The 23,785-nt window shown below is 52.7% G+C and carries 22 protein-coding genes; 17 read left to right on the plus strand and 5 right to left on the minus strand.

Annotated elements, in window-relative coordinates; all coding sequences use genetic code 11:
* The first annotated feature begins 213 nt into the window (after positions 1-213).
* From rpoE to BMZ14_RS05340, 11 genes are all read left to right on the plus strand, one after another.
* Positions 214-816 (plus strand): RNA polymerase sigma factor RpoE, encoded by a 603-nt coding sequence (rpoE, locus tag BMZ14_RS05285; protein WP_074795618.1) that lies wholly within the window; start codon positions 214-216, stop codon positions 814-816.
* Between the two features lies 1 nt (position 817).
* Complete coding sequence (locus BMZ14_RS05290; RefSeq protein ID WP_074795298.1) at positions 818-1,384, plus strand: sigma-E factor negative regulatory protein; 567 nt, start codon at positions 818-820, stop codon at positions 1,382-1,384.
* Positions 1,381-2,367 carry a MucB/RseB C-terminal domain-containing protein gene (locus BMZ14_RS05295; protein WP_074795300.1) on the plus strand — a complete coding sequence of 329 codons (987 nt, stop codon included), beginning with the start codon at positions 1,381-1,383 and terminating at the stop codon, positions 2,365-2,367. The genes BMZ14_RS05290 and BMZ14_RS05295 overlap by 4 nt, the downstream gene beginning before the upstream one ends.
* 236 nt (positions 2,368-2,603) lie before the next feature.
* On the plus strand, positions 2,604-4,016 hold the full coding sequence (locus BMZ14_RS05300; protein ID WP_074795302.1) for a DegQ family serine endoprotease: 1,413 nt from the start codon (positions 2,604-2,606) through the stop codon (positions 4,014-4,016).
* The gene (locus BMZ14_RS05305; RefSeq protein WP_256208402.1) at positions 4,000-4,287 is read left to right on the plus strand and encodes a glutaredoxin family protein; all 288 of its coding nucleotides are present in this window, start codon (positions 4,000-4,002) and stop codon (positions 4,285-4,287) included. The genes BMZ14_RS05300 and BMZ14_RS05305 overlap by 17 nt, the downstream gene beginning before the upstream one ends.
* A 147-nt stretch (positions 4,288-4,434) precedes the next feature.
* Positions 4,435-6,228, plus strand: a complete 1,794-nt coding sequence (lepA, locus tag BMZ14_RS05310) for a translation elongation factor 4 (RefSeq protein ID WP_074795304.1) — start codon at positions 4,435-4,437, stop codon at positions 6,226-6,228.
* Between the two features lie 104 nt (positions 6,229-6,332).
* A complete protein-coding gene (gene lepB, locus BMZ14_RS05315; RefSeq protein WP_074795306.1) occupies positions 6,333-7,136 on the plus strand; it encodes a signal peptidase I in 804 nt (267 codons plus the stop codon).
* 129 nt (positions 7,137-7,265) lie between these two features.
* The gene (rnc, locus tag BMZ14_RS05320) at positions 7,266-7,940 is read left to right on the plus strand and encodes a ribonuclease III (RefSeq protein ID WP_074795308.1); all 675 of its coding nucleotides are present in this window, start codon (positions 7,266-7,268) and stop codon (positions 7,938-7,940) included.
* 86 nt (positions 7,941-8,026) lie between these two features.
* A complete protein-coding gene (gene era / locus BMZ14_RS05325; protein WP_074795310.1) occupies positions 8,027-8,938 on the plus strand; it encodes a GTPase Era in 912 nt (303 codons plus the stop codon).
* Positions 8,939-9,157: 219 nt separating this feature from the next.
* Positions 9,158-9,886, plus strand: coding sequence for a DNA repair protein RecO (gene recO, locus BMZ14_RS05335; RefSeq protein WP_074795313.1), 729 nt, complete (start codon positions 9,158-9,160; stop codon positions 9,884-9,886).
* 336 nt (positions 9,887-10,222) lie between these two features.
* Positions 10,223-12,490, plus strand: coding sequence for a sensor domain-containing protein (locus BMZ14_RS05340; protein WP_256208404.1), 2,268 nt, complete (start codon positions 10,223-10,225; stop codon positions 12,488-12,490).
* Positions 12,491-12,625: 135 nt separating this feature from the next.
* Here the strand turns inward: BMZ14_RS05340 and BMZ14_RS05345 are convergent, their stop codons facing one another.
* The 3 genes from BMZ14_RS05345 to BMZ14_RS05355 all read right to left on the minus strand — a co-directional run bounded on the left by BMZ14_RS05345 (position 12,626) and on the right by BMZ14_RS05355 (position 14,825).
* Positions 12,626-13,324, minus strand: coding sequence for a PEP-CTERM sorting domain-containing protein (locus BMZ14_RS05345; protein ID WP_074795315.1), 699 nt, complete (start codon positions 13,322-13,324; stop codon positions 12,626-12,628).
* Positions 13,325-13,818: 494 nt separating this feature from the next.
* Positions 13,819-14,265 carry a VOC family protein gene (locus BMZ14_RS05350; RefSeq protein WP_074795317.1) on the minus strand — a complete coding sequence of 149 codons (447 nt, stop codon included), beginning with the start codon at positions 14,263-14,265 and terminating at the stop codon, positions 13,819-13,821.
* A 197-nt stretch (positions 14,266-14,462) separates the two neighbouring features.
* Positions 14,463-14,825, minus strand: a complete 363-nt coding sequence (locus BMZ14_RS05355; RefSeq protein WP_074795318.1) for a YidH family protein — start codon at positions 14,823-14,825, stop codon at positions 14,463-14,465.
* Between the two features lie 313 nt (positions 14,826-15,138).
* Here BMZ14_RS05355 and pdxJ point away from each other — a divergent pair, with 313 nt between their 5' ends.
* The 4 genes from pdxJ to BMZ14_RS05375 all read left to right on the plus strand — a co-directional run bounded on the left by pdxJ (position 15,139) and on the right by BMZ14_RS05375 (position 17,974).
* Entirely contained in the window at positions 15,139-15,864 is a 726-nt protein-coding gene (gene pdxJ / locus BMZ14_RS05360; protein ID WP_074795320.1) for a pyridoxine 5'-phosphate synthase, read from the plus strand.
* Complete coding sequence (acpS, locus tag BMZ14_RS05365) at positions 15,861-16,238, plus strand: holo-ACP synthase (RefSeq protein WP_074795322.1); 378 nt, start codon at positions 15,861-15,863, stop codon at positions 16,236-16,238. The genes pdxJ and acpS overlap by 4 nt, the downstream gene beginning before the upstream one ends.
* Positions 16,238-17,287 carry a beta-N-acetylhexosaminidase gene (gene nagZ, locus BMZ14_RS05370; protein ID WP_074795323.1) on the plus strand — a complete coding sequence of 350 codons (1,050 nt, stop codon included), beginning with the start codon at positions 16,238-16,240 and terminating at the stop codon, positions 17,285-17,287. The genes acpS and nagZ overlap by 1 nt, the downstream gene beginning before the upstream one ends.
* Positions 17,288-17,527: 240 nt before the next feature.
* The gene (locus BMZ14_RS05375) at positions 17,528-17,974 is read left to right on the plus strand and encodes an Hsp20/alpha crystallin family protein (protein ID WP_074795325.1); all 447 of its coding nucleotides are present in this window, start codon (positions 17,528-17,530) and stop codon (positions 17,972-17,974) included.
* A gap of 87 nt (positions 17,975-18,061) precedes the next feature.
* On the opposite strand, the gene BMZ14_RS05380 is transcribed toward BMZ14_RS05375, so the two are convergent.
* Positions 18,062-19,534, minus strand: coding sequence for a DUF4139 domain-containing protein (locus tag BMZ14_RS05380; protein WP_074795326.1), 1,473 nt, complete (start codon positions 19,532-19,534; stop codon positions 18,062-18,064).
* 268 nt (positions 19,535-19,802) lie between these two features.
* Complete coding sequence (locus BMZ14_RS05385) at positions 19,803-22,400, minus strand: glycosyltransferase family 39 protein (RefSeq protein ID WP_074795623.1); 2,598 nt, start codon at positions 22,398-22,400, stop codon at positions 19,803-19,805.
* Between the two features lie 240 nt (positions 22,401-22,640).
* Here BMZ14_RS05385 and BMZ14_RS05390 point away from each other — a divergent pair, with 240 nt between their 5' ends.
* Both BMZ14_RS05390 and BMZ14_RS05395 read left to right on the plus strand, forming a co-directional pair.
* The gene (locus BMZ14_RS05390) at positions 22,641-22,982 is read left to right on the plus strand and encodes a hypothetical protein (RefSeq protein WP_074795328.1); all 342 of its coding nucleotides are present in this window, start codon (positions 22,641-22,643) and stop codon (positions 22,980-22,982) included.
* A 202-nt stretch (positions 22,983-23,184) separates the two neighbouring features.
* Positions 23,185-23,607 carry an exosortase system-associated protein, TIGR04073 family gene (locus BMZ14_RS05395; protein ID WP_074795330.1) on the plus strand — a complete coding sequence of 141 codons (423 nt, stop codon included), beginning with the start codon at positions 23,185-23,187 and terminating at the stop codon, positions 23,605-23,607.
* Positions 23,608-23,785: the final 178 nt, after the last annotated feature.

A 23,785-nucleotide genomic window follows, 5' to 3' on the forward strand; every position in this document is an offset into this window, starting at 1 on the left:
TCCTGTCATGGATTTTGTCATGGACACTGTCCTCCTGAATAACCACGTCTTTAGCTGAACTAATTTATACTATGCGTTGTCTCTTCACACAGACCACGAATAGTGGGCTTGTGCCTAATTCCCTGATGAACCCTTGAACGGGTATACTTGACTGGGCTGCTTCGTAATGCAGCAGTTACAAGTATAACAATCATGACTCAGGGACCAGGCGGCATGAGTGACCGGGAAATCGATCAGCAACTAGTGGAGCGCGCTCAGCATGGGGACAAAAAAGCGTTCGATCTGCTGGTGGTCAAATATCAGCGCAAGCTTGCACGATTGCTGTCGCAATTTATCCGCGATTCGGCGGAAGTGGAGGATGTAACCCAGGAAGCCTTTATAAAGGCCTATCGTGCCTTGCCGTCGTTTCGCGGGGATAGCGCGTTTTATACCTGGTTGTACCGAATTGGTATTAATACCGCGAAGAATTTTCTGGTGGCCCAGGGCCGGCGGGCGCCGACCACTGGCAACGGATTTGATAATGAAGACGCCGAAGGGTTCGAGGAAGCCAGTCAGTTACGAGAAATGAACACGCCTGAAAGCGAACTAACAAGCAAACAAATCGCTCAAACGGTGAACCAGACGCTGGAGGAATTGCCTGAAGAATTACGTACGGCAATTACGCTGAGAGAAATTGAGGGGCTGAGTTATGATGAAATTGCAGTCATCATGAATTGCCCCATTGGTACGGTTCGGTCACGAATATTTCGTGCCCGGGAAGCGATAGCGGAAAAATTACGGCCCCTGCTGGGGACCGGCAAAGATAAGAGGTGGTGACATGCAAGATAAAATATCGGCGTTGATGGACAGTGAACTGGACCCGGAAGATGCGGCGGCTGTAGTCGAACAATTCGCAAAAACAGACGGGTTACGTGAACAATGGGCGGTTTATCATCTGATCAGCGATGCTTTGGGACAATCGGAGGTTAGGCCTTTCGATATCTCGCAGCGTGTTAGCGCAAGATTGGCTGCGGAACCGGCTATACAGGACATTCCGGCCATTCAGGCTATTGCCTCTGTGCCTGTGCTTCGCCCGGCGACGAGGCGGAAGCCTGTTGCCTATGCGGCCGCAGCTTCAATCGCCGCGGTAGCGGTGGCAGGATGGATGAGTTTACAAACAACACAAGGACCCGCGCCCTTGCAGCAAAACCTGGCGGACAACAGGCAATCGCCCGCCGCCGCCCTGCCCGCAATCCCGGTGGCGGCAACTTCTCCGAAGTCTGCTCCCACTCAAATTAATGATTACCTGCTGGCGCACCGGGAATTTTCACCCAGCATGGCGATGCATGGCGTAGCGCCCTATATGCGTACGGTTTCGGAATCACGCGAAAACTACGCCAGATGACACGGGTTGCGCTGGCTGCCCTGTTGCTGCTATCCACCCACATTCAGCCTGTTTTTGCGCAAGCTCCGTCCAATTCATCCCCAGAGGCGCTAGACTGGCTGCAAAAGATTGCCGCCGCGCCGCGTAAGCATAATTACGTCGGCACATTCGTTTATTCATCCGGTAACCACATCGAGACCTCCCGCATCATCCATCTGGTGAACGAGGAAGGGGAGCATGAGAAAAGCGTGGTGCTGGACGGTCCGCCGCGGGAAATTATCCGCAACAATGACGAAATGCGATGTTATCTGCCGGAAAGCAAGACCGTCGTAACGGAAAAACGCTGGTTACGCAAGGTTTTCCCCGCGCTGCTGCCGCAGCCGCTCACCAACCTCGACGAGGGCTATATTGTTAAAAAAGGGGGGCAGGAGCGCGTCAGCGATTATCTGTGCCAGGTAATCGAACTGATACCCAGGGATGATAAGCGTTATGGCCAGAAGCTATGGGTAGACATCAATACCGGCTTGCTCCTTAAAGCTGCGGTAATGGACAAGGATGAGGTGGTAGAACAATTTGTTTTTACGGAACTGGAAATTGGCGGTGAGATAAGCAAGGAACAGCTGCGATCCAAATACGCTGCGAAAGCCGGCGAGTGGCACACTACCAATCTCGTGTCATCTACAACAGGAAGCGGCAAACTCGGATGGCACGTTAATGACCCGCCCCCAGGGTTCAAAAAAATCATTGAAATGAAACGTAATCTTTCCGGAAAACCGAAACCGATTGGACATATCGCGCTATCGGATGGCCTCGCAGCGGTATCGGTTTTTATAGAACCGGTATCCAAGGACCTTTCCCCACCAGCTGAGGGGCTTTACCACAGCCGGGGCGCAATCAATATCTATACGCGTACTTTGGCTGACAACGTCATAACCACGGTCGGCGAGGTGCCGCCTGCCACAGTAATGCAAATCGGGAACTCGGTAAGCAATAAACGCAACTGAACCTGGAGTTGCAGTATTCGGCGGCAGGCATAGCTGGGTGCTCCGGCGACATTGAGAAATGCTGCACAACGTCGTTTCCGGTTTCAGCCCTTCCCCGTCAAGCCCAGGTATCTGCCGGGAGGTGGGGAAAATATCCGGTTTAAAACTCCACCCCATCCACGGGGATGTATTTACAGAGGTTCAGCTTGATCGCCTCAAGCTGATGGTTTCATTTTTATTCCTATGGAAGACAGAGAATGATAACTAAATTTATTCTGATGGCGCTGCTCGGATTTTCCACTACCGTTTTCGCCCAAATTCAGGAATTGCCTGATTTTACCGGTCTGGTTGAACGGGAAGGCCCGGCGGTGGTAAATATCAGTACCGTACAAGCATCCAGCGTAGGTAGCCAGGTTTTCCCCGGAATGCCAAATATCCCTGAGGATGACCCATTTTTCGAATTTTTTCGCCGCCACATGCAGCCTTACGGGAATCCCAGAGACTTTGAATCGAAATCGCTGGGCTCGGGCTCCATCATCAGCTCGGACGGTTATATCCTGACAAACACGCATTTGGTGGATTCCGCCCAGGAAATCAATGTGAAACTCACTGACAAACGCGAATTCCGCGCCAAGCTGATCGGCGCAGATCGCAGAACCGACATCGCGCTTCTCAAAATCGAAGCCACCGGTTTACCCAAGGTGACTAAAGGCGATCCATCAAAAATGAAGGTCGGTGAATGGGTAGTGGCAATCGGCTCGCCCTTCGGCTTCGAGAATAGCGTCACTGCCGGTATTGTCAGCGCCAAGGGGCGTTCGCTCGCACAGGAAAATTTTGTTCCTTTCATTCAGACCGATGTAGCGATCAATCCCGGCAATTCAGGGGGTCCCTTATTTAACCTGAAGGGCGAGGTGGTTGGTATCAATTCCCAGATTTATAGCCGTACGGGCGGCTTCATGGGCCTGTCATTTGCCATCCCCATCGACCTGGCGATGAATATCGCCGACCAGTTGATCGCAACAGGCAAGGTAAGCCGTGGCAGGATCGGCCTTTTGATCCAAGAGGTTACAAAGGAACTTGCGGAATCCTTCGGCTTGCCCAAGCCCAGCGGCGCACTGGTGGCTTCAGTGCAGAAAGATGGCCCTGCGGATAAAGCGGGGATTGAAGCAAGAGATGTCATTCTGAAGTTTGATGGTAAACCCATCAATGCTTCCGCCGATTTACCACGTATTGTGGGGGCTACCAAGCCGGGATCGAAGGTACAGGTGCAACTCTGGCGGAACGGCAGCATTAAGGAACTGACAGTCACGGTGGACGAAATTCCGCCGGACGAGAAACCTGTAGGTCGCGCGAGTAAACGGGGTAAAGCGCCGGCGGATACAGCCAACCGTATCGGGCTGAGTCTGAGCGAGCTCAGCGCAGAGCAGAAGAAACAGCTGGAAACGGAGAACGGCCTGCTGGTGGAAGATATGGTGCCGGGCATTGCAAGTCGTGCCGGCATTCAACCGGGTGACGTGATTCTCAGCATCAACAACCAGGATGTCAGGACTGTCGAGCAATTCAACCAGTTGCTCAACAAGACGCCAAAAGGACGCAACATTGCATTACTTGTAAGGCGTGGCGATACCGCGACGTTCATCACGATGAAAATGAATGGCGAAAATAAATAATATGGCGGCTCCAGGTCCTGACCATGCTCCTGTTCCGCTCACTGTATATGGCCGGGAGCACTGCCATCTGTGTCAGGATATGATAGCCGCTCTGCAGGAATTGCAGACGCAGCTTCATTTCAGCTTCGACGTGATAGACGTTGACAGCGACGACAGTCTCAAATTGCGGTATGGGGAACGCGTTCCTGTACTGGTGGCAGGAGGTGAGGAAATTTGTCATTATCATCTTGATCCTGTTGCGCTGGATGCTTATTTCACCAAAATTCGCTAGAATGCGAGTTCTTGAATAATAGAGTCACCGGTCTGCACGTACTTGCCGGACCACTCAAGAGGGCACATTTGTGCCCTTTTTAGTTGTTCCAATGCAAGTCCATAACGTCATTCTCTCCGATATCCATCCCAAATCCCTGGCCGCTAAATGCAGCACATCCGTAATTTTTCCATCATTGCCCATATCGACCACGGTAAATCCACTCTGGCTGATCGCATCATCCATTTATGCGGCGGCCTATCCGACCGAGAGATGGAGGCGCAGGTGCTCGATTCCATGGACCTGGAGCGGGAGCGTGGAATCACCATCAAGGCGCAAACGGCCGCGCTTGAGTACAAGTCGCGGGACGGCAATCACTATTTGCTGAATCTGATCGATACGCCGGGCCATGTCGATTTTTCCTACGAAGTATCGCGTTCGCTGGCTGCTTGCGAAGGCGCGCTCCTGGTAGTGGACGCTTCTCAAGGTGTGGAGGCCCAGACCGTCGCGAATTGCTACACCGCCATTGAACAGGGCGTGGAAGTCGTGCCGGTGCTGAACAAGATTGACTTACCCGCAGCCGAGCCGGAACGCGTTATTAAAGAAATAGAAGACATTATCGGCATAGATGCCCAGGAGGCGTTGCGTGCAAGCGCCAAGACAGGAGAAGGCGTACAGGATATTGTGGAAGCGGTGATTTCGCGTGTTCCGCCACCCAGAGGAGATCCTGCCGCCCCGCTAAAAGCGCTGATTATCGATTCCTGGTTCGACAACTATGTCGGCGTGGTAATGCTGGTGCGGGTACTGGACGGGATACTTAAACCTAAAGACAGAATATTGCTCATGGCCAGCAAGGCCATCCACTTGTGCGAGCAGGTGGGCGTTTTCACGCCCAAATCAAAGAACCGCGAATCGCTCAGTGCCGGTGAAGTCGGCTTCATCATTTCCGGTATCAAGGAATTGAAATCCGCGAAGGTTGGCGATACGGTAACGTTGGTGGATCGCCCCGCGCTCGAACCGCTGCTTGGTTTCAAGGAGATAAAACCTCAGGTGTTCGCCGGCCTCTATCCAGTGGAATCAAATCAATACGACGCATTGCGCGATGCGCTGGAAAAGCTGAAACTCAACGATTCCTCGCTACAGTATGAGCCTGAAACGTCCCAAGCCCTGGGGTTCGGCTTCCGCTGTGGTTTTCTCGGTCTTTTGCACCTTGATATCGTGCAAGAGCGGCTCGAGCGGGAATATGACATGGACCTGATCACCACTGCGCCAACGGTGGTGTATCAGATAGTAATGCGCGACGGATCGATAGTTGAAATCGAAAATCCGTCCAGAATGCCCGATCCTTCCAAAGTGGAGGAAATCCGCGAACCGATCATTACTGCTACCATCCTGGTTCCACAGGAATATGTTGGATCGGTCATCACTCTGTGTATCAGCAAGCGGGGGACGCAGAAAAATATGCAATACATGGGAAGACAGGTCATGCTGACCTATGAGATGCCGCTCAACGAAGTCGTAATGGACTTTTTCGACAGATTGAAATCCACCAGCCGGGGTTATGCTTCGCTTGATTACGAGTTCAAGGAATTTCGCGCTTCCGATCTGGTAAAGCTGGATATCCTTATCAACGGCGAGAAAGTAGACGCGCTGTCGCTGATTGTGCACCGGGCCAGCAGCCAGTACCGTGGACGGGAACTTGCGCAGAAGATGCGCGAACTGATTCCGCGGCAAATGTTCGATATTGCAGTGCAGGCCGCGATCGGCGCTCATATTATAGCGAGAGAGAGCATCAAGGCCTTGCGCAAAAATGTGCTGGCGAAGTGCTACGGGGGCGATATCAGCCGCAAGCGCAAGCTCCTGGAAAAACAGAAGGCAGGAAAAAAACGGATGAAGCAAGTCGGCAATGTCGAGATTCCACAGGAAGCTTTTCTGGCAATCCTGCAGGTTGGGGATAAATAACCCAACAAATAGCCGCGCGAATTAAACGCTGCCTCTATCAATCGGCAGTTTTTTGCTTCGGTAAAAGGCGTCGGATATTTCTACTAAAAGAATAAGGAACAGGAATGAATTTTCCGCTCATTATGCTGGTACTGCTGGTGATTACCGGCAGTATCGCGTTACTTGACCGCTTCGTTCTGCAGCGCCGGCGGGCGGCGGAAGCCCAGGGTCCGTGGTGGGTGGAATATCCGAAAAGCTTTTTTCCCGTGATTCTTGTCGTCTTCTGTCTGCGCTCGTTCCTGGTAGAGCCTTTCAAAATCCCATCGGGCTCCATGATCCCTACCCTGCTCGTGGGAGATTTCATTCTGGTTAACAAATACACCTATGGTATCCGCCTCCCCGTCATCAACCTCAAGGTAATGGACATAAATGAGCCTCAGCGGGGCGAAGTCATGGTCTTTCGCTACCCCGAGAATCCTTCGATGGATTACATCAAACGCATCATTGGCGTGCCGGGGGATACGGTCACATATCGGGATAAGCACCTGGTTATCAATGGCACGCCTGTAAAAATGGAGCCGAACGGCGAATACACTTATGTGGAATCCGGTCTGAATTACGTTTACAGCCGTCGCTTTAACGAATCGCTGGGCGATCACAGCTATAAAGTCCTGGTCAATCCTGAGGCTCCGGATATACAACTCGCCGGGGTGCGCCCGTTTCCCTTCGACGAAAACTGTTCCTACAATGGGGGTGGCTTTACCTGCACGGTACCGGCCGGGAATTACTTCACGATGGGCGACAACCGGGACAGCAGCAGCGATAGCCGGTATTGGGGATTTGTCCCGGAGCGCAATATCGTCGGCAAGGCCTTCATGATCTGGTGGAATTTCAGCGATCTCAAGCGAATTGGCTTATCTATTGAATAGCACCGAGACAAGACCAAAACGGTGCGGCAGGAATACAGGGAAGGTTTTTTGAGACGAGGTATCCGGGAAGCGGGATGAGCATGCGACCGCGAAAGGGAAACTCCCAAATTAAGTTCCGCTTATCAGGATATGGACAGTGACGCACTTTGCCAAAAACTTGGCTACATCTTCAGCCGGCCGGAGTTGTTGCGCCAGGCGCTCACTCATCGTAGCCACAGCCTCCCCCATAACGAACGCCTTGAGTTTCTGGGCGATAGCGTGCTTAACTGCGCGGTAGCCGCACTGATATTCCGAAATTTCCCCAATCTTACGGAAGGCAGTTTATCGCGGGTTCGGGCCAACCTGGTCAACCAGCAGTCGTTGGCTGAATTGGCGCAATCGCTTGAATTGGGCAAGCTGATCAGTTTTGGCGAGGGGGAGCTCAAAAGCGGCGGAGACCGGCGTCCTTCGATTCTTGCGGACGCTTTGGAGGCCGTGCTCGGAGCGATATATCTCGATAGCGGTTTTGCGCAAGCCGAGAAAGTTGTTACAGCGCTTTTTGCGCCTTCGCTGCAAGATTGGGATGCCCAAACCCAAGGCAAAGACCCGAAAACCCTTTTACAGGAATACCTTCAGAGTCGCAAGCTTGCGCTGCCAGTGTATTCCGTCACGGCAACCAGCGGCGAAGCTCACCAGCAGCAATTCACGGTGGAATGCATGATTCCGAAGCCTGACATCCGCACCGTCGGCGAAGGACCTTCTCGACGCAGCGCAGAGCAGGAGGCAGCGAAGCGAGCCTATGAACAACTTCTTTCACAGGGTTAGCAAATGAAGACAGAGTACGCGGCCCCCTCTGCGATTTTCAATCTTTTCAAGCCAGGTTGCGCATCTCCCGTGAAGGGCATCCAGCCATGACCGCCGATCTCGACAATTCCGGCAGCCCTGGCCATCGCTGTGGTTATGTCGCCATTGTGGGCCGGCCGAACGTCGGAAAATCCACGCTGCTTAATAAGCTGATAGGGCAAAAGGTCAGTATCACCTCAAGAAAATCACAAACCACCCGGCATCGCATCAATGGCATTCTCACCGATGCGGAGTCCCAGTTTATTTTCGTCGATACGCCCGGTTTTCAGACACTGCATACCAATCGCTTGAACAGCGAAATGAATCGCGTGGTTACCCAAAGCATGCGCGATGTGGATGCGGTGATATTTGTAATCGAGGCGATGCATTTTGACGATCGCGACAAGAAGGTCATCAGGCTTCTGCCTGCCGACCGGCCTGTGATTCTCGCTGTCAACAAGATAGACCGGATGGCCGACAAATCGCAACTGCTGCCCTTTCTCGAAAAAATGGCGAAGGAATTTGCTTTCGCCGCCATCGTTCCGGTAAGCGCTGAACAGGGAACTCAAGTGCCCGCGCTGATAGGTGCGGTCCGGCCATATCTACCGCACAACCCGCCACTGTTCGGGGAAGATGAAATCACCGACCGGGACGAACGCTTTATTGCCGCCGAACTGATTCGCGAAAAATTATTTCGGCTGCTGGGTGAAGAAATTCCTTATTCCACCAGCGTAGTAATCGATCAATTTACCATGGAAGGTGAACTTCGCAAAATCCATGCCTCCATCATCGTGGACAAGGCAAATCAGAAGGCCATCGTCATCGGCAAGGGTGGAGAAAAGCTCAAGCTGATCGCCATGACGGCGCGCAAAGATATGGAGGAAAGCTTTGGCGGCAAGGTATATCTCAACGTCTGGGTAAAAGTGAAAAGCGGCTGGGCAGACGACGCGCAGGTATTGAAGAGCCTGGGGTATGAGTAACCTGCGTAGGGCGGAGCAGTGTCTTCCGAAGGAAGATGCGACCCCGAAGCGGGTTAAGGTGGCCAGACCTGCGCCAAAGGAATCGCTACGATACTTGCGGGCTACCACGCGTAGGGCGGAGCAGTGTCTTCCGAAGGAAGATGCGACCCCGAAGCGGGTTAGGGGCGCCCCAACGCCCCAGCTTTATCACGCTTTCTAGTTGCTCTTGGATGCCTCGCTATGACTGCGGATAAACAGCGGCAAGAGGCCCAGCCCGCATTCGTGCTGCATACCTATCCCTACCGGGAAACCAGCCTAATAGTGGAAGCCTTCACCCGAAATTTCGGACGGGTACCACTGATCGCGAAAGGAGCCAAGCGTCCCAAATCCGCACTGAGAGGACTATTGCTGGCATTTCAGCCGTTGCAACTGAGCTGGGGAGGAAAATCCGAATTACGCACCCTGTATAAGGCGGAATGGCAAGGAGGCCAGATGCCTCCCCACGGCACCGGCCTGATCTGCGGTTTTTACCTGAACGAGCTGCTGGTACGGCTATTGCACCGCAACGACCCTCACGAACAACTATTCGTTTACTATCGGGAAGCGCTGGCAGCGTTGAGCGTTCAGAAGGATTACATTCCCATATTGCGCTGCTTTGAACAGCGCCTGCTGCAAGAACTGGGCTATGCCGTGATGCTCAAGCACGAAGTCGCGTCCGGCAAACCTATTGATCCGAATAAATATTATTCTTATGAAATCGAGCGCGGACCGGTGGAATTGAACGGAAGCAGTCAAGCCGAAGGCTTGCCAGTACGCGGCAAAACGCTTCTGGAAATGGAACAAGGCGATTATTCGGATATATTAACCCGGCAACAGAGCAAACATCTGATGCGCTACATCCTCAACCACTATCTTGGCGAGCAGCCGCTGCATACGCGGCAATTGCTGAAAGATCTTCAGCAATTATGATTGTCGTTATGATGAAGCATTGCTCCGGAACATGCCCGGTTCCGTGAATATTTCTTCTGTTCACCATCTGCAATCACGGGTGAGCCTGGTACTTTAAATCTCTCGTGGTGTCCCGAATTGCCATTTCATCCTGCTAATTCAAACTTTCTCATTCGGTGAGCTTCCCCCGGCAAGACGGGAACACATCGAGCGGGAGTCAATCAACGGTTACTATATACTGTGTATACAAGGGTGAGCGCAAAAGCTCTTAAGGTAAGGTTTGCTCCTGTTTCCTCATTGCTACCGATGAGGATGGGATTGATGTTTTCTTACTGGAGAAAAGATCAGCTGAATATTATGAAGCATGATCCAGAATCACACGGACCGATTCTCCCTGATCAGGAAGGGCGAAGCCAGGCGGAAAGCCCTGCGTCCGCGACAGCCAAAAACGAGGACGCGCTGCTGAATTCCACTACCATAAAAACTTCCCACGTCATTCTTGAGACGCGTGAGCGAATCTACCATGAGCTCAGGGAAGCAAAAAAAGCATTGGAGAAAAAAACGGCGGAACTGAATGGTTCACTTTCCATGCTGCGTGCGATCATGGAGTCGACAGCCGATGGACTTTTTGTTACAGACAAGCACGGCAACGTGCTTTACTACAACCGAATTTATATGAATATGTGGCCTGTCCCCGGCAAACTTATGCGCCGTGCGAGACACCGTTTAATCATTCAGTATTGTTCAGGCCAATTAAGAAATCCTGATGAATTCATGCGCTTGACCCGGGAAATTTATACGACGTGGCCAACGGAAAGCTTTGATGTCCTTCAGTTTAACGATGGACGGATATTTGAGCAATATACGAAAACCAAAATCCTTGATGGGCAAGATACGGGCCGGGTCTGGAGCTTCCGCGACATTACTGAACGCAGGCAGGCAGACACCTATAAAGCGCAATTGGCGGCAATCGTCGAGTCCTCGAACGACGCGATAATTGTCAAGGATCTCAACGGTATTATTACCAATTGGAATGCCGGAGCGGAAGAGATTTTTGGGTATCGTTCGAGCGAAATAATAGGCTCTTCCATATCGGTACTGGTCCCCCCCGACCGACTGGAGGAAGAGGACCGGATCATGGGCCGCATCAAGAGCGGCAAATCTGCAGATCATTTTGAAACCGTCCGATGGGGAAAGGGCAAGAAACCGATTAATGTATCCGTCACGATATCGCCTGTGAAAGATAGCGCGGGCAACATTATCGGCGCATCCAAGATTGCCCGCGATATCACTCAGCGCAAGGAATCACAAGAACGTATCGAGTATCTCGCCCATTACGATTCGCTGACAGGACTGCCCAATCGTGCCTTGCTCGCTGATCGCATGAAAATTGCCATCGGAAACGCGAGCCGATACTCCTTCCGGCTGGCGTTATTATTCGTGGACCTTGACCGCTTCAAGCTGGTCAACGACTCGCTGGGTCATGAAATCGGCGACAAGCTCCTCAAAACCGTCGCAAAGCGCATGCAATCCATAGTGCGCCGCACCGATACGGTCAGCAGAGTGGGGGGTGACGAATTTATTGTCCTGCTGAACCATATGCAAACGGCAGCAGATGCGGCGCGAGCCGCCGAGAAGCTTATTGCAGCCGTGTCTCAGCCCTACCTGATAGAGCAGCATGAGTTGATGCTGACCGCGAGCATCGGAATCAGCATTTATCCGGATAGCGGCAAGGATGCCAGCAGCATGCTGCGTAATGCCGACGCATCAATGTATTCCGCGAAAGAGTATGGCAGAAACTGCTACCGGTTCTATTCCGAAGAATTGACTTCTCTGGCAGCAGACCGGCTGAGTCTTGAACGCGACCTGCGGGGCGCACTTGCGCGCGGCGAAATCTTTCCCGTATACCAGCCGCAGATCGAGTTTGGCACGGGGCGGGTTACAGGAGCGGAAGCGCTTATGCGCTGGCGGCATCCAAAGCGGGGATTGGTCTTGCCAGCAGACTTTATTCCGATAGCCGAGGACAGCGGTTTAATTCTATCTCTTGGGGAGTACATACTGCGGGAATCCTGCCGGCAGGCACGTCAATGGCACGACCGCCATGGTTTTGACGCCGTGGTTGCAGTGAATGTTTCAGCGGTGCAATTCCGCCAGAACGATTTCACCGATGCTGTATCGCGCGTGCTTGCGGAAACCGGCCTTTTACCCGAGCGCCTCGAACTCGAAGTAACTGAAAGCGTTGTGATGCAAGGAGTAGAGTCGGCGGTACAGAAAATGCGTGTTCTTGATGATTCTGGCATAAAAATAGCGATTGACGATTTTGGTACCGGCTATTCCAGCCTTTCGTATTTAAGGAATTTTGCTGTGGATCGGCTGAAAATCGATCTGTCTTTTGTTCGTGACATCCCGCATCACACTGATGCCAACGCTATCGTCGGCGCCATTGTTACTATGGGTCGAGGACTCGGCTCGCGAGTAATTGCCGAAGGTGTTGAGACAGAAGCGCAGGCACAGTTTCTACAAAGCGTCCAATGCGACGAAGGCCAAGGCTACCTGTATGCAAAACCCATGAATGCAACTGATTTTGAAGCGTGGCTAAAAACGTCGAATTCGGGTTCCATCTAGGTCACGATTCGTTCGATTTTCCCGACCTTTATCTTTAGTACTTGCCGGATCAGTTCAGACTTATACAGGATGTCTGACCAAGGGGCAAAAGTGACAGAGCCCAGCGCAACGCCGGGCCCCTACTACCGGCGGTTATCAGGCCTTGCGCCGGACGCCGATCAGACCGGCCAGACCCAGACCGAGGAGAGCGAGGGTGACGGGTTCAGGAATCTGTCCTACTTGAACAGCTATTGCGGAGCGGTCAACCTCTGCGCCTTGAGTGTCATAAGCTACGAGTGCGAAGCTGTACTCACCGGGACTGCCGGGATTGAAAGCACCGAAATTCGGAGAAGACATGAGCCCCGGGATGTCGCTATCCAGGAAGTCCATGCCCAGGTTCCATGAATCCTGAAATGAACCGGAAAGGCTTATCTGCCCGTGTTCGGATTCCTCGGTATTCAAACCGAAATCAAAATCATAGAAGAGCTTGTAGTTGTAGGAATCCGCATCTGCCCCTCCGACATAAAATGCGAAATTCCAGGTGGCATACGGATTGGCAGGAGACGGAGCATGAGTATCTACGCCGGGATTAGCGAAGAACGTGCCGGCGCCGTCATTCGTGAGTTCGGGATTGAAATACCGCTGGTGAGCCGTCAGCCCCAGCGTCACGCCGGTTCCGCCCGCTGAACTCCCGATATTCGTGATCGCAACCGCGTTGTTTGGAATACCGCTGCCACTGAAAGTAGCGCCCGACAGGGTGCCGAAGGTATCAAAGCTTTGGGTGATGGGCGCAGCTAACGCGTTGCCTGCGAACAGGGCGGTGGCAAGCAGGCTGCTTATTATAGTTCTGTTCATTACTCTTCTCCAAATAAGTATCATCGGTGAGCTCACGCAATATCATCCTTACGTACCTCGCTTGAATCGCACGGCTCGGCTTCCATTAAGCAAATGTTGTGCCAGCTTCCAAAATAGCTATAAAGCCGTATATTTACAAACAGTTAAATTAAGTATTCTTAATGACAAAAGCATGGTCTGTAAGTATTCTCGACGATCGGCAGCGAGGTCTTTGAAAACCTGTGCTCTCGTGCAGGAAATATTTTTGGTCGCACCCAGCGAAATGCCAGGAGAATGCGAGGGATAATGACGGGAAACCACGGGGGATCAATCTGACCAGAAGCTTTTGCGGCTGTTTCTGGGGGTGAGGAAGTTCGCCGGCGCATGCGGCTTCACGAGAAACAGTCCTTGTCGCCCCCGGGATATGGAGAGTAATGCCCCGGATCAGACAGCCCAACGCCTGGTACCCTCATTGGCTGGAGCCGCGCGCGGCTGATTCCCTGTAAGTTATTAACTCACGGCCCGATTCCTTTCTTGCGTAGCTCCGCTTGAGCCTCTTCGCTCTTGTCAAGCTCCAATCCCATGGACTTCAGCACGCCGGGCGCTTTTGTAAATTGCAGATCGCGGTATTCGACTACTTGAACGCGATTGCCCCATGGATCGAGGAAGTCGAGCCTGCCGCCTTCCAACATTGTCGCCCCCGCCGCTTCTGCGAGTTCCCGTACATGAGAACGATCGTCGACAACAAGCCCGAAATGCCTCTGATCATCTGCGCTCTGCGAGCGACCCTCCATCAGCGCGATAAACTGATCGCCCATATCGATAAAGGCCGAGCCCCGCCCGCGGCCCCTTAATTTGAAGTTGAAGATGCGACCATAAAAAGCCAGTGCCTCCTCTATATCCCCGACTTCAAGCGCAATGTGATTGATGCCCACAATGTACGGTTTCGTTTTTTCGTGCATGATATTTCTCCCGATAATTACGCTGATTTCAATATGTGAAATCCTTGCTTGTCTAATTGCGTTTGCCTGCGTGCCCGGAAGCCCTCTGCTTATGATATCCCCTATCCCCTGCTGAAGGCCAACCGTACGGAGAAGCTTTTACGAAACCTCCGATGGCTATGCCCCCAAACCCGGATCCTGAAAAATTCTTGATGGCCTCATGCAAATATGAGATACACCACCAGCAGAACACCTACCGTTGCGACCGATAACGATAAAAATGATGTAAGCCACGGTTTGGCCAATTGAGGAATATCTTCAGGTGGAAGCGAACGGATGTAGAGCCGGTGATTGTGTAACGCGCCCAGGCTGGTTGTCGAACCTGCAAGCACAAGAATGATGCCCATCAAGCCGGACAACCAATGCGGAGCTGCGCCGGGAATCCCGCTTGAGGCAGTCAGGAGGTTCAGAAAAAGGCCGAATCTGGCAACGACAAAACCGAGCGCCATCAGGGTAAGTCCTGTACGCACCCAGGCAAGAAGCGTGCGTTCGGCAGCAAAGAAAACGCGTGGGTCGGACATTTTTCCTTGTATTCTCAATATTTACTTAACTGGACATCCAGATACTGCTATCGCCAGTCCGGTAGATACAAATCCTTCTGCAATTGAAATCTGGCGCGGGCCTGACTTGATCGAGTATAGTAAGGTTTCAGCAAAATGCGTGGGGCGCAGCGATTTTAAATAATCACTTGTCCTCGACATAATATCAACTTGTTTGGAATGCCTTGTCTTTATTCAAAAGCCTATCACTTCCGGCGGAAGATCAGAGCCCCGAACAGCTCATCTCGACAATAAGCTGTACATATCCATCAATTATTAACCACATGCAACAATTATGATCAAACTGGGTGTCAATATTGATCACATCGCCACTTTGCGTCAGGCCCGTGGCACGACATATCCCAATCCTGTTGAAGCGGCATTGATTGCGGAATCTGCTGGAGCCGATGCTATTACATTGCATTTGCGCGAGGATCGCCGCCACATACAGGACAGGGATGTGGCAGTCTTGCGGAGTTTACTTAAAACTCGCATGAATCTCGAGAGCGCGGTCACTGACGAGATGATAGAGTTTGCGCTGCACATCAAACCTCACGATGTCTGCCTTGTGCCTGAACGGCGAGAGGAACTGACTACCGAAGGAGGCCTTGATGTACTCCGCTATTTCGAACCGGTGGAACGCGCGTGCCGCAGACTCGCTGAGGCCGGCATGCGCGTATCTTTGTTCATCGACGCTGACGAGTTCCAGATCGAGGCGGCAGCACAAACCGGCGCACCGGTTATCGAGATTCATACAGGACACTACGCGGATGCGCGAAATTCAGACGACGAGCAAAATGAACTGGAGCGAATCCGTTTGGCAGTAGCGAAAGGTGTCCAGCTCGGATTAAAGGTCAACGCCGGGCACGGATTACATTACGGTAATGTTCAGCCCATCGCGGCGATAATCAACATTTCAGAGCTCAATATCGGCCATGCTATCGTGGCCCACGCACTGTTTGTCGGATTTGAACAGGCTGTACGGCAAATGAAAAAGCTAATGGTGGAAGCGCGCGGATGATTTATGGAATCGGGACCGATCTGGTTGAGCCTGCCCGTATTGCGCGATTACTGGAGAAATATGGAGACCGCTTTGCAAAAAGGTTGCTGACAGATGAGGAATGGCCGGAATATCTTGGCAGTGGACAGCGTGCGATGTTCCTGGCCAAGCGTTTCGCCGCGAAGGAAGCGCTAGCGAAGGCATTTGGCACGGGTATGCGTTATCCGGTGAGCCTGAGCCATATCGGAATAACACATGATCATCTGGGCAAACCGTACTTTACGTTTCATCACGAGTTGGGTGAGCTGGCGAGAAACGAAGGCATCACCCGTCATCATTTGTCCATCAGCGACGAATTAAATCTTGCCTGTGCCTTTGTCATATTAGAAAAATAATGTCGCTCGGACCCCTAATGGTCGACATCGAAGGCACGCACCTTACTGCCGGCGATAAAAGAAAACTCCTGCACCCGCTGGTGGGTGGGGTGATTTTGTTCACGCGCAATTATTCATCTCTCACGCAACTTACCGAGTTGACCGCCGAGATTCACGCCCTTCGGACTCCACCATTATTGATTGCGGTCGATCATGAGGGCGGAAGGGTGCAACGTTTCCGCGAAGAGTTCACAAGATTGGCCGCCATGCGCGAACTGGGCAGTATATGGGACGAGCACCCCGGCAAAGCCCGGCACCTGGCGCAGCAGATGGGCTATGTGCTGGCGGCGGAACTCCGGGCCGCAGGCGTGGATTTCAGCTTTACCCCGGTGCTGGACGTGGATTACGGGCAAAGCTGCGTCATCGGTGACCGCGCTTTCCACAGTGAACCGCAAGCCATCGTCGATCTTGCCCACAGCCTTATGTCCGGATTGAAGTCGGGCGGCATGGCGGCGGTGGGAAAGCATTTCCCGGGACATGGCTATATCGAAGCCGATTCGCATGTTGCGATGCCGGTAGACGAGCGTTCCTACGCGGAAATCGAAATGAATGATTTGATTCCGTTTCGCAAATTGATCGATTTCGGGCTCCCCGGCATCATGCCGGCACATGTCATTTATCCCCAGGTGGATGTACGGCCCGCAGGCTTTTCGGAAGTTTGGCTAAAAAAGATTCTGCGCGGCGAACTTGGATTCGAGGGCTGCATTTTCAGTGACGACTTGAGCATGGAAGGGGCCGCTGTTGCCGGTAGCATATTGCATCGCGCGGAAAGTGCGTTAAAGGCAGGCTGTGACATGGTGCTGGTGTGTAACGACCCGAAAGCCACAGATATATTATTGGGGGAATTACATTGGGATGCCCCGGCCATCAGCATTATTCGCCTTGCTCGCATGCGGGGAAGGCCCAACCCCGATTCAATCGTAAAACTGCATGAAAACCCAAATTTTGTTAAAGCAGTCGAAAAAATTGCAAGTATCGGAATTCGTAGCGGGGAGTTGCCTCTGGTATAGATAAAGCATAGCCTCCGCTGTTTCGCTTATCCCTCTATTATCCAAAAGCCCATCACTATCCGGCCATGGACTACGATATTGTTTCTTTCTTCCATCACGTGTTCATTCCTTGTGAAGCGCCTGGTCAAAAAAACAAGAATACGGTTGAAAAATAGACAAACGAACCTATATTGACTACAGAGTACTGATTCGAGTACTTCAGCATCGGGTAGGTCAACTTTAAATTCACATGGAGGTATCATGGCTATTGCTCGTTATGAACCCTGGAGTTTATTGCATCAATTACATAGAGAACTGGACCGTGCGCGCGGGGACGGAAACGGCGAGGGATCAGCAGCAACCGCGGAATGGGCGCCAGCGGTGGATATCAAGGAAGACCCGGATAAATTCATTCTCCAGGCGGACCTTCCCGGCGTTAAGCCGGAGGAAATTGACATCACGATGGAAGACGGAGTGCTTACTATCAAAGGTGAAAAGAAAACTGAAGCAAAAACCGAGAAAGACGGCTTCAAGCGGGTCGAACGCACCTATGGTACTTTTCACAGGCGCTTCAGCTTGCCTGATACAGCCAATTCAGATGCAATCTCGGCAAGATCCAATTATGGAGTATTGGAAATCGTCATTCCCAAACGGGAAGCTGTGCAGCCAAAGAAAATCAACGTAACCTCAGCCGACGAAGCAAAGTAACCGGCCGGAGCCTTCGGGCTCCGTTTTTTTTGGATTGCTCGCAAACCAGACATTACTGTTGTTAGTCCCTCCTTTCATTCGCCGCCCTTAATTCTTTTCTCTATATTTGACCCGCACGCGGTAACTCAACACAGCCTTTCCATCCGCGGGGATCGATACCTGCCATTCCGCAACATTGGAAGCCGCTTTAATATGGGGGTGTGATTCCGACACCATTGTCCAGTCACCCGGTACGGGTTCCCGCACCTTTACCGTCACCATCTGTTTTTTGGCATTCTTCAACACTATCTGATAGGCGGTTTCCAATATGCTGCCATAGCGCCCTTCTCCCGCCAATCTCCGGAAATCTGTCTGCGTCCTCTCAGCGGTCACATCGAATGCATCCCCGAGCTTCAGGCGGACCGTTTCATTCCCGGGCGTGTGATCGATGTGATCTTCACCCACAAACTGGGTATTGCCCGAAATATCCTTCTTGTAAAGCCGGATTATCCCTTTGGGAAGCGGAATACCCAATCCCGTACCCTTGTTCGCGAACTCGACAAACACAGCGGCTTTCAGTTTCTGGCCGATGTCGTCGTATTGCCCCGAGTAATAATAAGCTGAGCCAGCCAATAGAAATTCTTTCCTGATTGGAACGCCGTTGGCGGACATCAGCGCTACCTGCTTGGTTTGATTCTCCGCCAATATCGTGGAGCCTGGCAGCGTATAAAGATGGTATTCAAACAGCGCCTCCTGCTTCATATCCAACGCTTCCGCCATTTTTGACATGGCCATCATCTTGCGCGGCACGGGAGGTTGCTGGCGTACGCGGTTCAAGTCACCTGCAACCAGTTGCAGCCGGGCTTCCGGATAGGCTGTTCCACTTTGGTTGGTTAGCGTAACCCAGCCATTCAAGTCGAGATGGTCATCGCGGTCATTCAATTCCGCCACATAATCGGCGCGCCACGACAGTCCCGCGGTCAAATAGGAAAGTTCGAGATTCTGTTCGCCCTGCAGGGACGTTACCAGAGAAACGACCAGCGTCGGCTTGTCGCGCAAATTCTCCGGCACCCCGGGAAAGGCCAGACGGCTCTGGACGGGAATGCCGCTTTCGATACGATCCGCATACCTGAGTATCGGGCCATTATTTGCCGCCAGCACTGTGGCCGCTTCCCGGGTTTCTGCGCCCGTCGCGGGATTAACGCGAATGACCGTCACTTCCTTGCCAAGATATTTCTCCATCAATGTCTCAGGCGTCAGCAGGTCGAAATCGAAATTCTGCTCCTGCAAAACAAATCCGTTCGCAATGGTGAGGTTCCGCAATAGCGCAGTCTCTGGCTGCATCTGAGCGGAGACTTCACGCCATGCCAGCCTATTGAACCCGGCTGCCAGTTTTACTCTGCGCGCATCTTTTACCAGGGCGAGATTATCGTTGTAGATGGTAACCGCCACCTCCTGCTGGTCGGTGGCGGTTGTGATTTTCTCTCCTTTCTCACCTTCCCCACCCGGGGATGCAGCGACGCCAACGCAAGATACTGCCACCAGAGCCAGCGCGAGCATGTTTAAAAGCAATGTCCGCATTTTGATCCCCTTATTTCTGGCTCTCCTGACAACGTGCTGCTTGACAAGGTGTCACGCCTGTTTCCTGTCGATTGATGCAACCCATTTGCCGGATTAAAAGACGGACCAGCCCTGAGATTATAGCTAAGGTCGCGCGCAGGGAAATGGAAGCCAACGGTTTGTAACCGTCGCCGCCATTGTCCTTGATACTTTCATCCCATCCCTGGCCGCGGGCAGGCTTCCCCACCCGGTGCACCACTGATTTATCCAGCAGTTTCCTGCGTTGAATTCAGTTCTCGCGCGACCCGAGATACCCCTGCGCAATCCTATAATACACTCGGCGCAGCGGCTTGCCGTCCCGCTCTATTGCCACCTCCTGGACTGTGCCGGGCTGCACGAGGACGGGAGTAATATTGTCATTGCCTTCGATATCGTGCTCGAGTTGCCAGGGCTTCATGCCGACCAGAATGATCGGACGGCTCGTAGCCGGCTCCGACGGATACCAGAAATTGTACATGGAGGCGTTCTGGCCGAACATATTACGGCCCCGTATGTCCATGGGCTCCGCTTTGTCATCGTAAAAGGACAATGAGGTGGCAACCGACCATTTACTCATGCCTACGACAATGGGCTTTTGCCCCGTCTCGCGTTGAACTTTCTTTGCGATCTGCTCGATTTCGTGCGTCGCCTCGCGCCAGAAATAGTGCTCGGTAAAACCCGCGTATGGAATACCGGGGATGCCGAGCACCACATAATGCATCGCAAACGCGTAGAAAAACAGGCAAACCCCGATGGTGGGTTTCCAGGCTGCTCTCAGGCGGACGGCGATGCTGCGAAGGTCGCTGGCCTGGACCATCATCCACGCTATTGTCGGCAACAGAGCAAGCCAGGCCGGGGCGGTCCAGTGGAACTTCGGTGCGCCAAACAGGCTGAGCGCGAAGAACACCGCCAGCGGCATGCCCGTGAAGATTATCACGAACAGGCGGCGCCTGTTCGCGTAGTGAGAGGGGTCTCGATCCCGGGCGGGCAATAACGCCAGGACCGCGGCTATCAAACCTGTCGGGGTCAATACCAGCAGAATGTGGAGAAACAGCCACTGTAACGAAAATTTGTTGCCTATCCCGGTGGCTCGCTCGGATTGGAACAGAATAGAAGCCCAATCGTGCTGCATATTCCATATGACGACGGGGGAAAACAGCAACAGCGCAAGCGATGCGGCAAGATATGGATGAGGACGGCGCAGCCACCGCCGTGCAGCCGGGTCAATCATTACAAACACCAGCGCCGCAAGGCCCAGCAGGCCCAGCGTGTATTTCGACAGCAGGCCCAGGCCGAACGCCAGGCCCATGCCCAGCCACGCCCAGCGCTGGTCAGCAACCAATGCCCGTTCCATGTAGTACAACGTAGCGGCCCAGGCCGCCATCAACGGCGCGTCGGGGGTCATCAATGTTGCCGTAACGAATCCGAAAGGCAGCACGGCCAGCAGCAGCACCGCGCGAATGCCGGTTGACTTGTCGTACAGGTTGCGCGCCAATGCATACAAATAGCCCATTGTGACCAGGCCGCAAACAAATGCGCCGATTCGAACGCCGAACTCGTTGTTGCCAAAAATCGAAGTACCAAGCCAGATCAGCCATGCAACCATCGGAGGATGATCAAAAAAACTCAGGTCCATGTGCTGGGCATAATTCCAGTAGTAGGCTTCATCGGGAATCAGTTGTGCCACGCCAAGATAGACCAGGCGCAGCAGCACGGCGAACATGACGATCCCGAATGAGGCTACTCGCCAGCGCACATCCAGCGAGGGAGGGTTTCGCTTGTCGGGAAATACGTAGAAGGCGGAGCCGAAGTAGTTGATTGCAGCCGTTGCGGCGATTGCGGGGAAAATGGCCAGAAATGACGGCACATGCAATCCATAAACGAGCAAGGCCAATACACCGCCGCGCATCAGCAATGCGAACACCCCTACCGTTAAAAAACGGCCGAATTGATCCCATCGCAAATAGCCTTCATGATGACGCCGGAACGACCATTTGGAATTGAGCGAATAATTCATTGCCGCAGCCGCAAAGAAGCTCATGATATGGGCCAGCGCAAGCCCGGCGCCACTGCTCATGAGCCATTGAAACAGCAGTGCGTCAACAGCTACGCCAATCAACCCAACTGCGGCAAACCGGCTGGCGGTGCCGACAGAAACCGTGCCCCCCGCCAATGTCATCAAGCGTTGCAGATAAGTCCACTGATGAAAAAAAGACAGCTTCGATGTGCCCCGCGTTCTATCGTGAAAGCAAATGGGCACTTCCACCACCCTGAGCTTACCCTGCCCGGCCATGAGCAGCTCGAGCAGAATCTTGTATCCCCGCGCGCGCTCGGCAATAGCCGAGGACAGCTCTCGCCGGAAGGAGAAAAACCCGGAGGTTGCATCATTTACGTCACAGAGGGGACGAGCAAGCCAGCCACCGATGCGCGACAACCACTGGCGATGCAGCGGCCACCCCACCGTGCTCCCTCCGGGCACGTACCGGCTGCCGACTGCCACGTCATGGCTTCTATTGAGTACGGGCGCAACCAGGGCAGGCAGCCGTTCAGGCGGGTGGCTCAGATCTGCATCCATTACTACGATTACATCGCCCCTGGCAAGCGCAACCCCCGCCAGGATTGAGCGCGTCAAATCCGGTTTTTCACGGCGTTCAAGCAGCCGCACACGCAACCGCGAATGGTGGCCCTCCCAGGCGCGGACCTTTTCCGGCGTACCGTCGCTCGAACCATCATCCACAAAGATGACCTCAAAGCTCCCCGCCGGCAGGTCAAGCGCGGACAGACGAGTCAATAAGGGATCGATATTGTCTGCTTCGTTAAGCGTTGGAACCACTACCGAAAATTGCAAGGCACTGGTTATAGCTGGGTCAGGCAGGCCAGACGACGTTGACGAGGAAGAACGCAAGGACAGGAAATTGGTTATGTCTGGCAAATCAATTAAAAGGTTCACGTAATTCTTATTTTTTCTGCCAATCCTGCCGGTATTTCTCTGATTTGAAATGAATCAAATGGCAGCTGTTGCAACAGCCCGAAGGGTAGCACAATTCATGTCCTTACGGCGGGCAATGGTGGCGGGGCAGCTTACAGAATGTCCGGCAGGATTGCGGACCGTTTCAATGAGGGAATCAGCACGAAACTCGCTGCGAAATACGAGTATTCCCGGAAACGCTCATACTTTCCGGAAGGTGCAGGTATTCAACAAGGGCTGGCGAGTTGCTTTTTTCTGTTCGATAGCTACGGCTTATTGGGAGGGGCGGTTGGCACTGCTGGAAGGGGCTACGATCCGGTAACAAGCGATATGCATGTACTCACCGTTATCCGATTCGCCTCACCCAGGGAATGCCGTGTAAAACCTGGTGGAAGGAAAACACCGCTCCACGAGATTTTATACAGCGTGTCCGCATGCTTCCAGAATTTCACCAGAGTCTGAAGCCTTCGCGCAGTCTTCGGCTTGCGGTTTATTCTCATTGTTTTTTTACAGCATGTCAGCTATCCGTCTCTCTTCCAAACCGCCCTCTGAGTAAAATACAGGCTGGCAGCATGAATTTTTAAAATGCCGTGCACATATGCATCAACCGTATGCTAGTATTAAGCTGGATTTAGTTTATTTAATCTACTATAGGGAGGTATCTATGAAAAACATGTTGAAACCATTACTGATACTATCTGCACTATTATTCTTTTCGCCTCAGGCGGCAATGGCTCACAGTTATGCCGAAGGTGTGGGCGACAAGCTTGCGCATGGTCTTGCGAACACGATAACCGGTATAGGAGAAGTACCGAAGAACATCATTCTGGAGACGAATCAGAAAGGCCTCGGTTATGGCCTGACCACGGGGTTGCTCACGGGCGTCGTACACGGACTGGGACGTACGTTAACCGGGGCTGTAGATCTGGTGACGTTTGTCATTCCCACCAAGCCTATAATCTATCCCGACTACATCTGGAAAGACTGGGATAGGGAAACGCACTACCATCCGGAATGGAAGTTATCAACGGACAAGTCGACAGACAAGTCTTATCAGGACAGGCCCGCAGATAAGCCTTACCAATAGCTCCTGGTTGTTGCCATCTCATAAAAAGGGAGCCAAGGCTCCCTTTTTATTGGGAGAATGAAGAGAACGTCCTTGTGCCTGACTTCGGATTATTGCATCAAGCGTAGTTGACGTGCTCGGAAGACCACAGAGAGACATATGGACGTCTGGACATATGGATCGTCGATTTCCCTATGGA

This window comes from Nitrosospira briensis (genome assembly GCF_900115125.1).
GTDB lineage: Bacteria > Pseudomonadota > Gammaproteobacteria > Burkholderiales > Nitrosomonadaceae > Nitrosospira > Nitrosospira briensis_A.

Bases quoted from the DNA above. Each gene is read 5' to 3' on its own strand.
- rpoE (WP_074795618.1), top strand. From the start codon at position 214: ATGAGTGACCGGGAAATCGATCAGCAACTAGTGGAGCGCGCTCAGCAT.
- BMZ14_RS05290 (WP_074795298.1), top strand. From the start codon at position 818: ATGCAAGATAAAATATCGGCGTTGATGGACAGTGAACTGGACCCGGAA.
- BMZ14_RS05295 (WP_074795300.1), top strand. From the start codon at position 1,381: ATGACACGGGTTGCGCTGGCTGCCCTGTTGCTGCTATCCACCCACATT.
- BMZ14_RS05300 (WP_074795302.1), top strand. From the start codon at position 2,604: ATGATAACTAAATTTATTCTGATGGCGCTGCTCGGATTTTCCACTACC.
- BMZ14_RS05305 (WP_256208402.1), top strand. From the start codon at position 4,000: ATGGCGAAAATAAATAATATGGCGGCTCCAGGTCCTGACCATGCTCCT.
- lepA (WP_074795304.1), top strand. From the start codon at position 4,435: ATGCAGCACATCCGTAATTTTTCCATCATTGCCCATATCGACCACGGT.
- lepB (WP_074795306.1), top strand. From the start codon at position 6,333: ATGAATTTTCCGCTCATTATGCTGGTACTGCTGGTGATTACCGGCAGT.
- rnc (WP_074795308.1), top strand. From the start codon at position 7,266: ATGGACAGTGACGCACTTTGCCAAAAACTTGGCTACATCTTCAGCCGG.
- era (WP_074795310.1), top strand. From the start codon at position 8,027: ATGACCGCCGATCTCGACAATTCCGGCAGCCCTGGCCATCGCTGTGGT.
- recO (WP_074795313.1), top strand. From the start codon at position 9,158: ATGACTGCGGATAAACAGCGGCAAGAGGCCCAGCCCGCATTCGTGCTG.
- BMZ14_RS05340 (WP_256208404.1), top strand. From the start codon at position 10,223: ATGAAGCATGATCCAGAATCACACGGACCGATTCTCCCTGATCAGGAA.
- BMZ14_RS05345 (WP_074795315.1), bottom strand. From the start codon at position 13,324: ATGAACAGAACTATAATAAGCAGCCTGCTTGCCACCGCCCTGTTCGCA.
- BMZ14_RS05350 (WP_074795317.1), bottom strand. From the start codon at position 14,265: ATGCACGAAAAAACGAAACCGTACATTGTGGGCATCAATCACATTGCG.
- BMZ14_RS05355 (WP_074795318.1), bottom strand. From the start codon at position 14,825: ATGTCCGACCCACGCGTTTTCTTTGCTGCCGAACGCACGCTTCTTGCC.
- pdxJ (WP_074795320.1), top strand. From the start codon at position 15,139: ATGATCAAACTGGGTGTCAATATTGATCACATCGCCACTTTGCGTCAG.
- acpS (WP_074795322.1), top strand. From the start codon at position 15,861: ATGATTTATGGAATCGGGACCGATCTGGTTGAGCCTGCCCGTATTGCG.
- nagZ (WP_074795323.1), top strand. From the start codon at position 16,238: ATGTCGCTCGGACCCCTAATGGTCGACATCGAAGGCACGCACCTTACT.
- BMZ14_RS05375 (WP_074795325.1), top strand. From the start codon at position 17,528: ATGGCTATTGCTCGTTATGAACCCTGGAGTTTATTGCATCAATTACAT.
- BMZ14_RS05380 (WP_074795326.1), bottom strand. From the start codon at position 19,534: ATGCGGACATTGCTTTTAAACATGCTCGCGCTGGCTCTGGTGGCAGTA.
- BMZ14_RS05390 (WP_074795328.1), top strand. From the start codon at position 22,641: ATGTCCGGCAGGATTGCGGACCGTTTCAATGAGGGAATCAGCACGAAA.
- BMZ14_RS05395 (WP_074795330.1), top strand. From the start codon at position 23,185: ATGAAAAACATGTTGAAACCATTACTGATACTATCTGCACTATTATTC.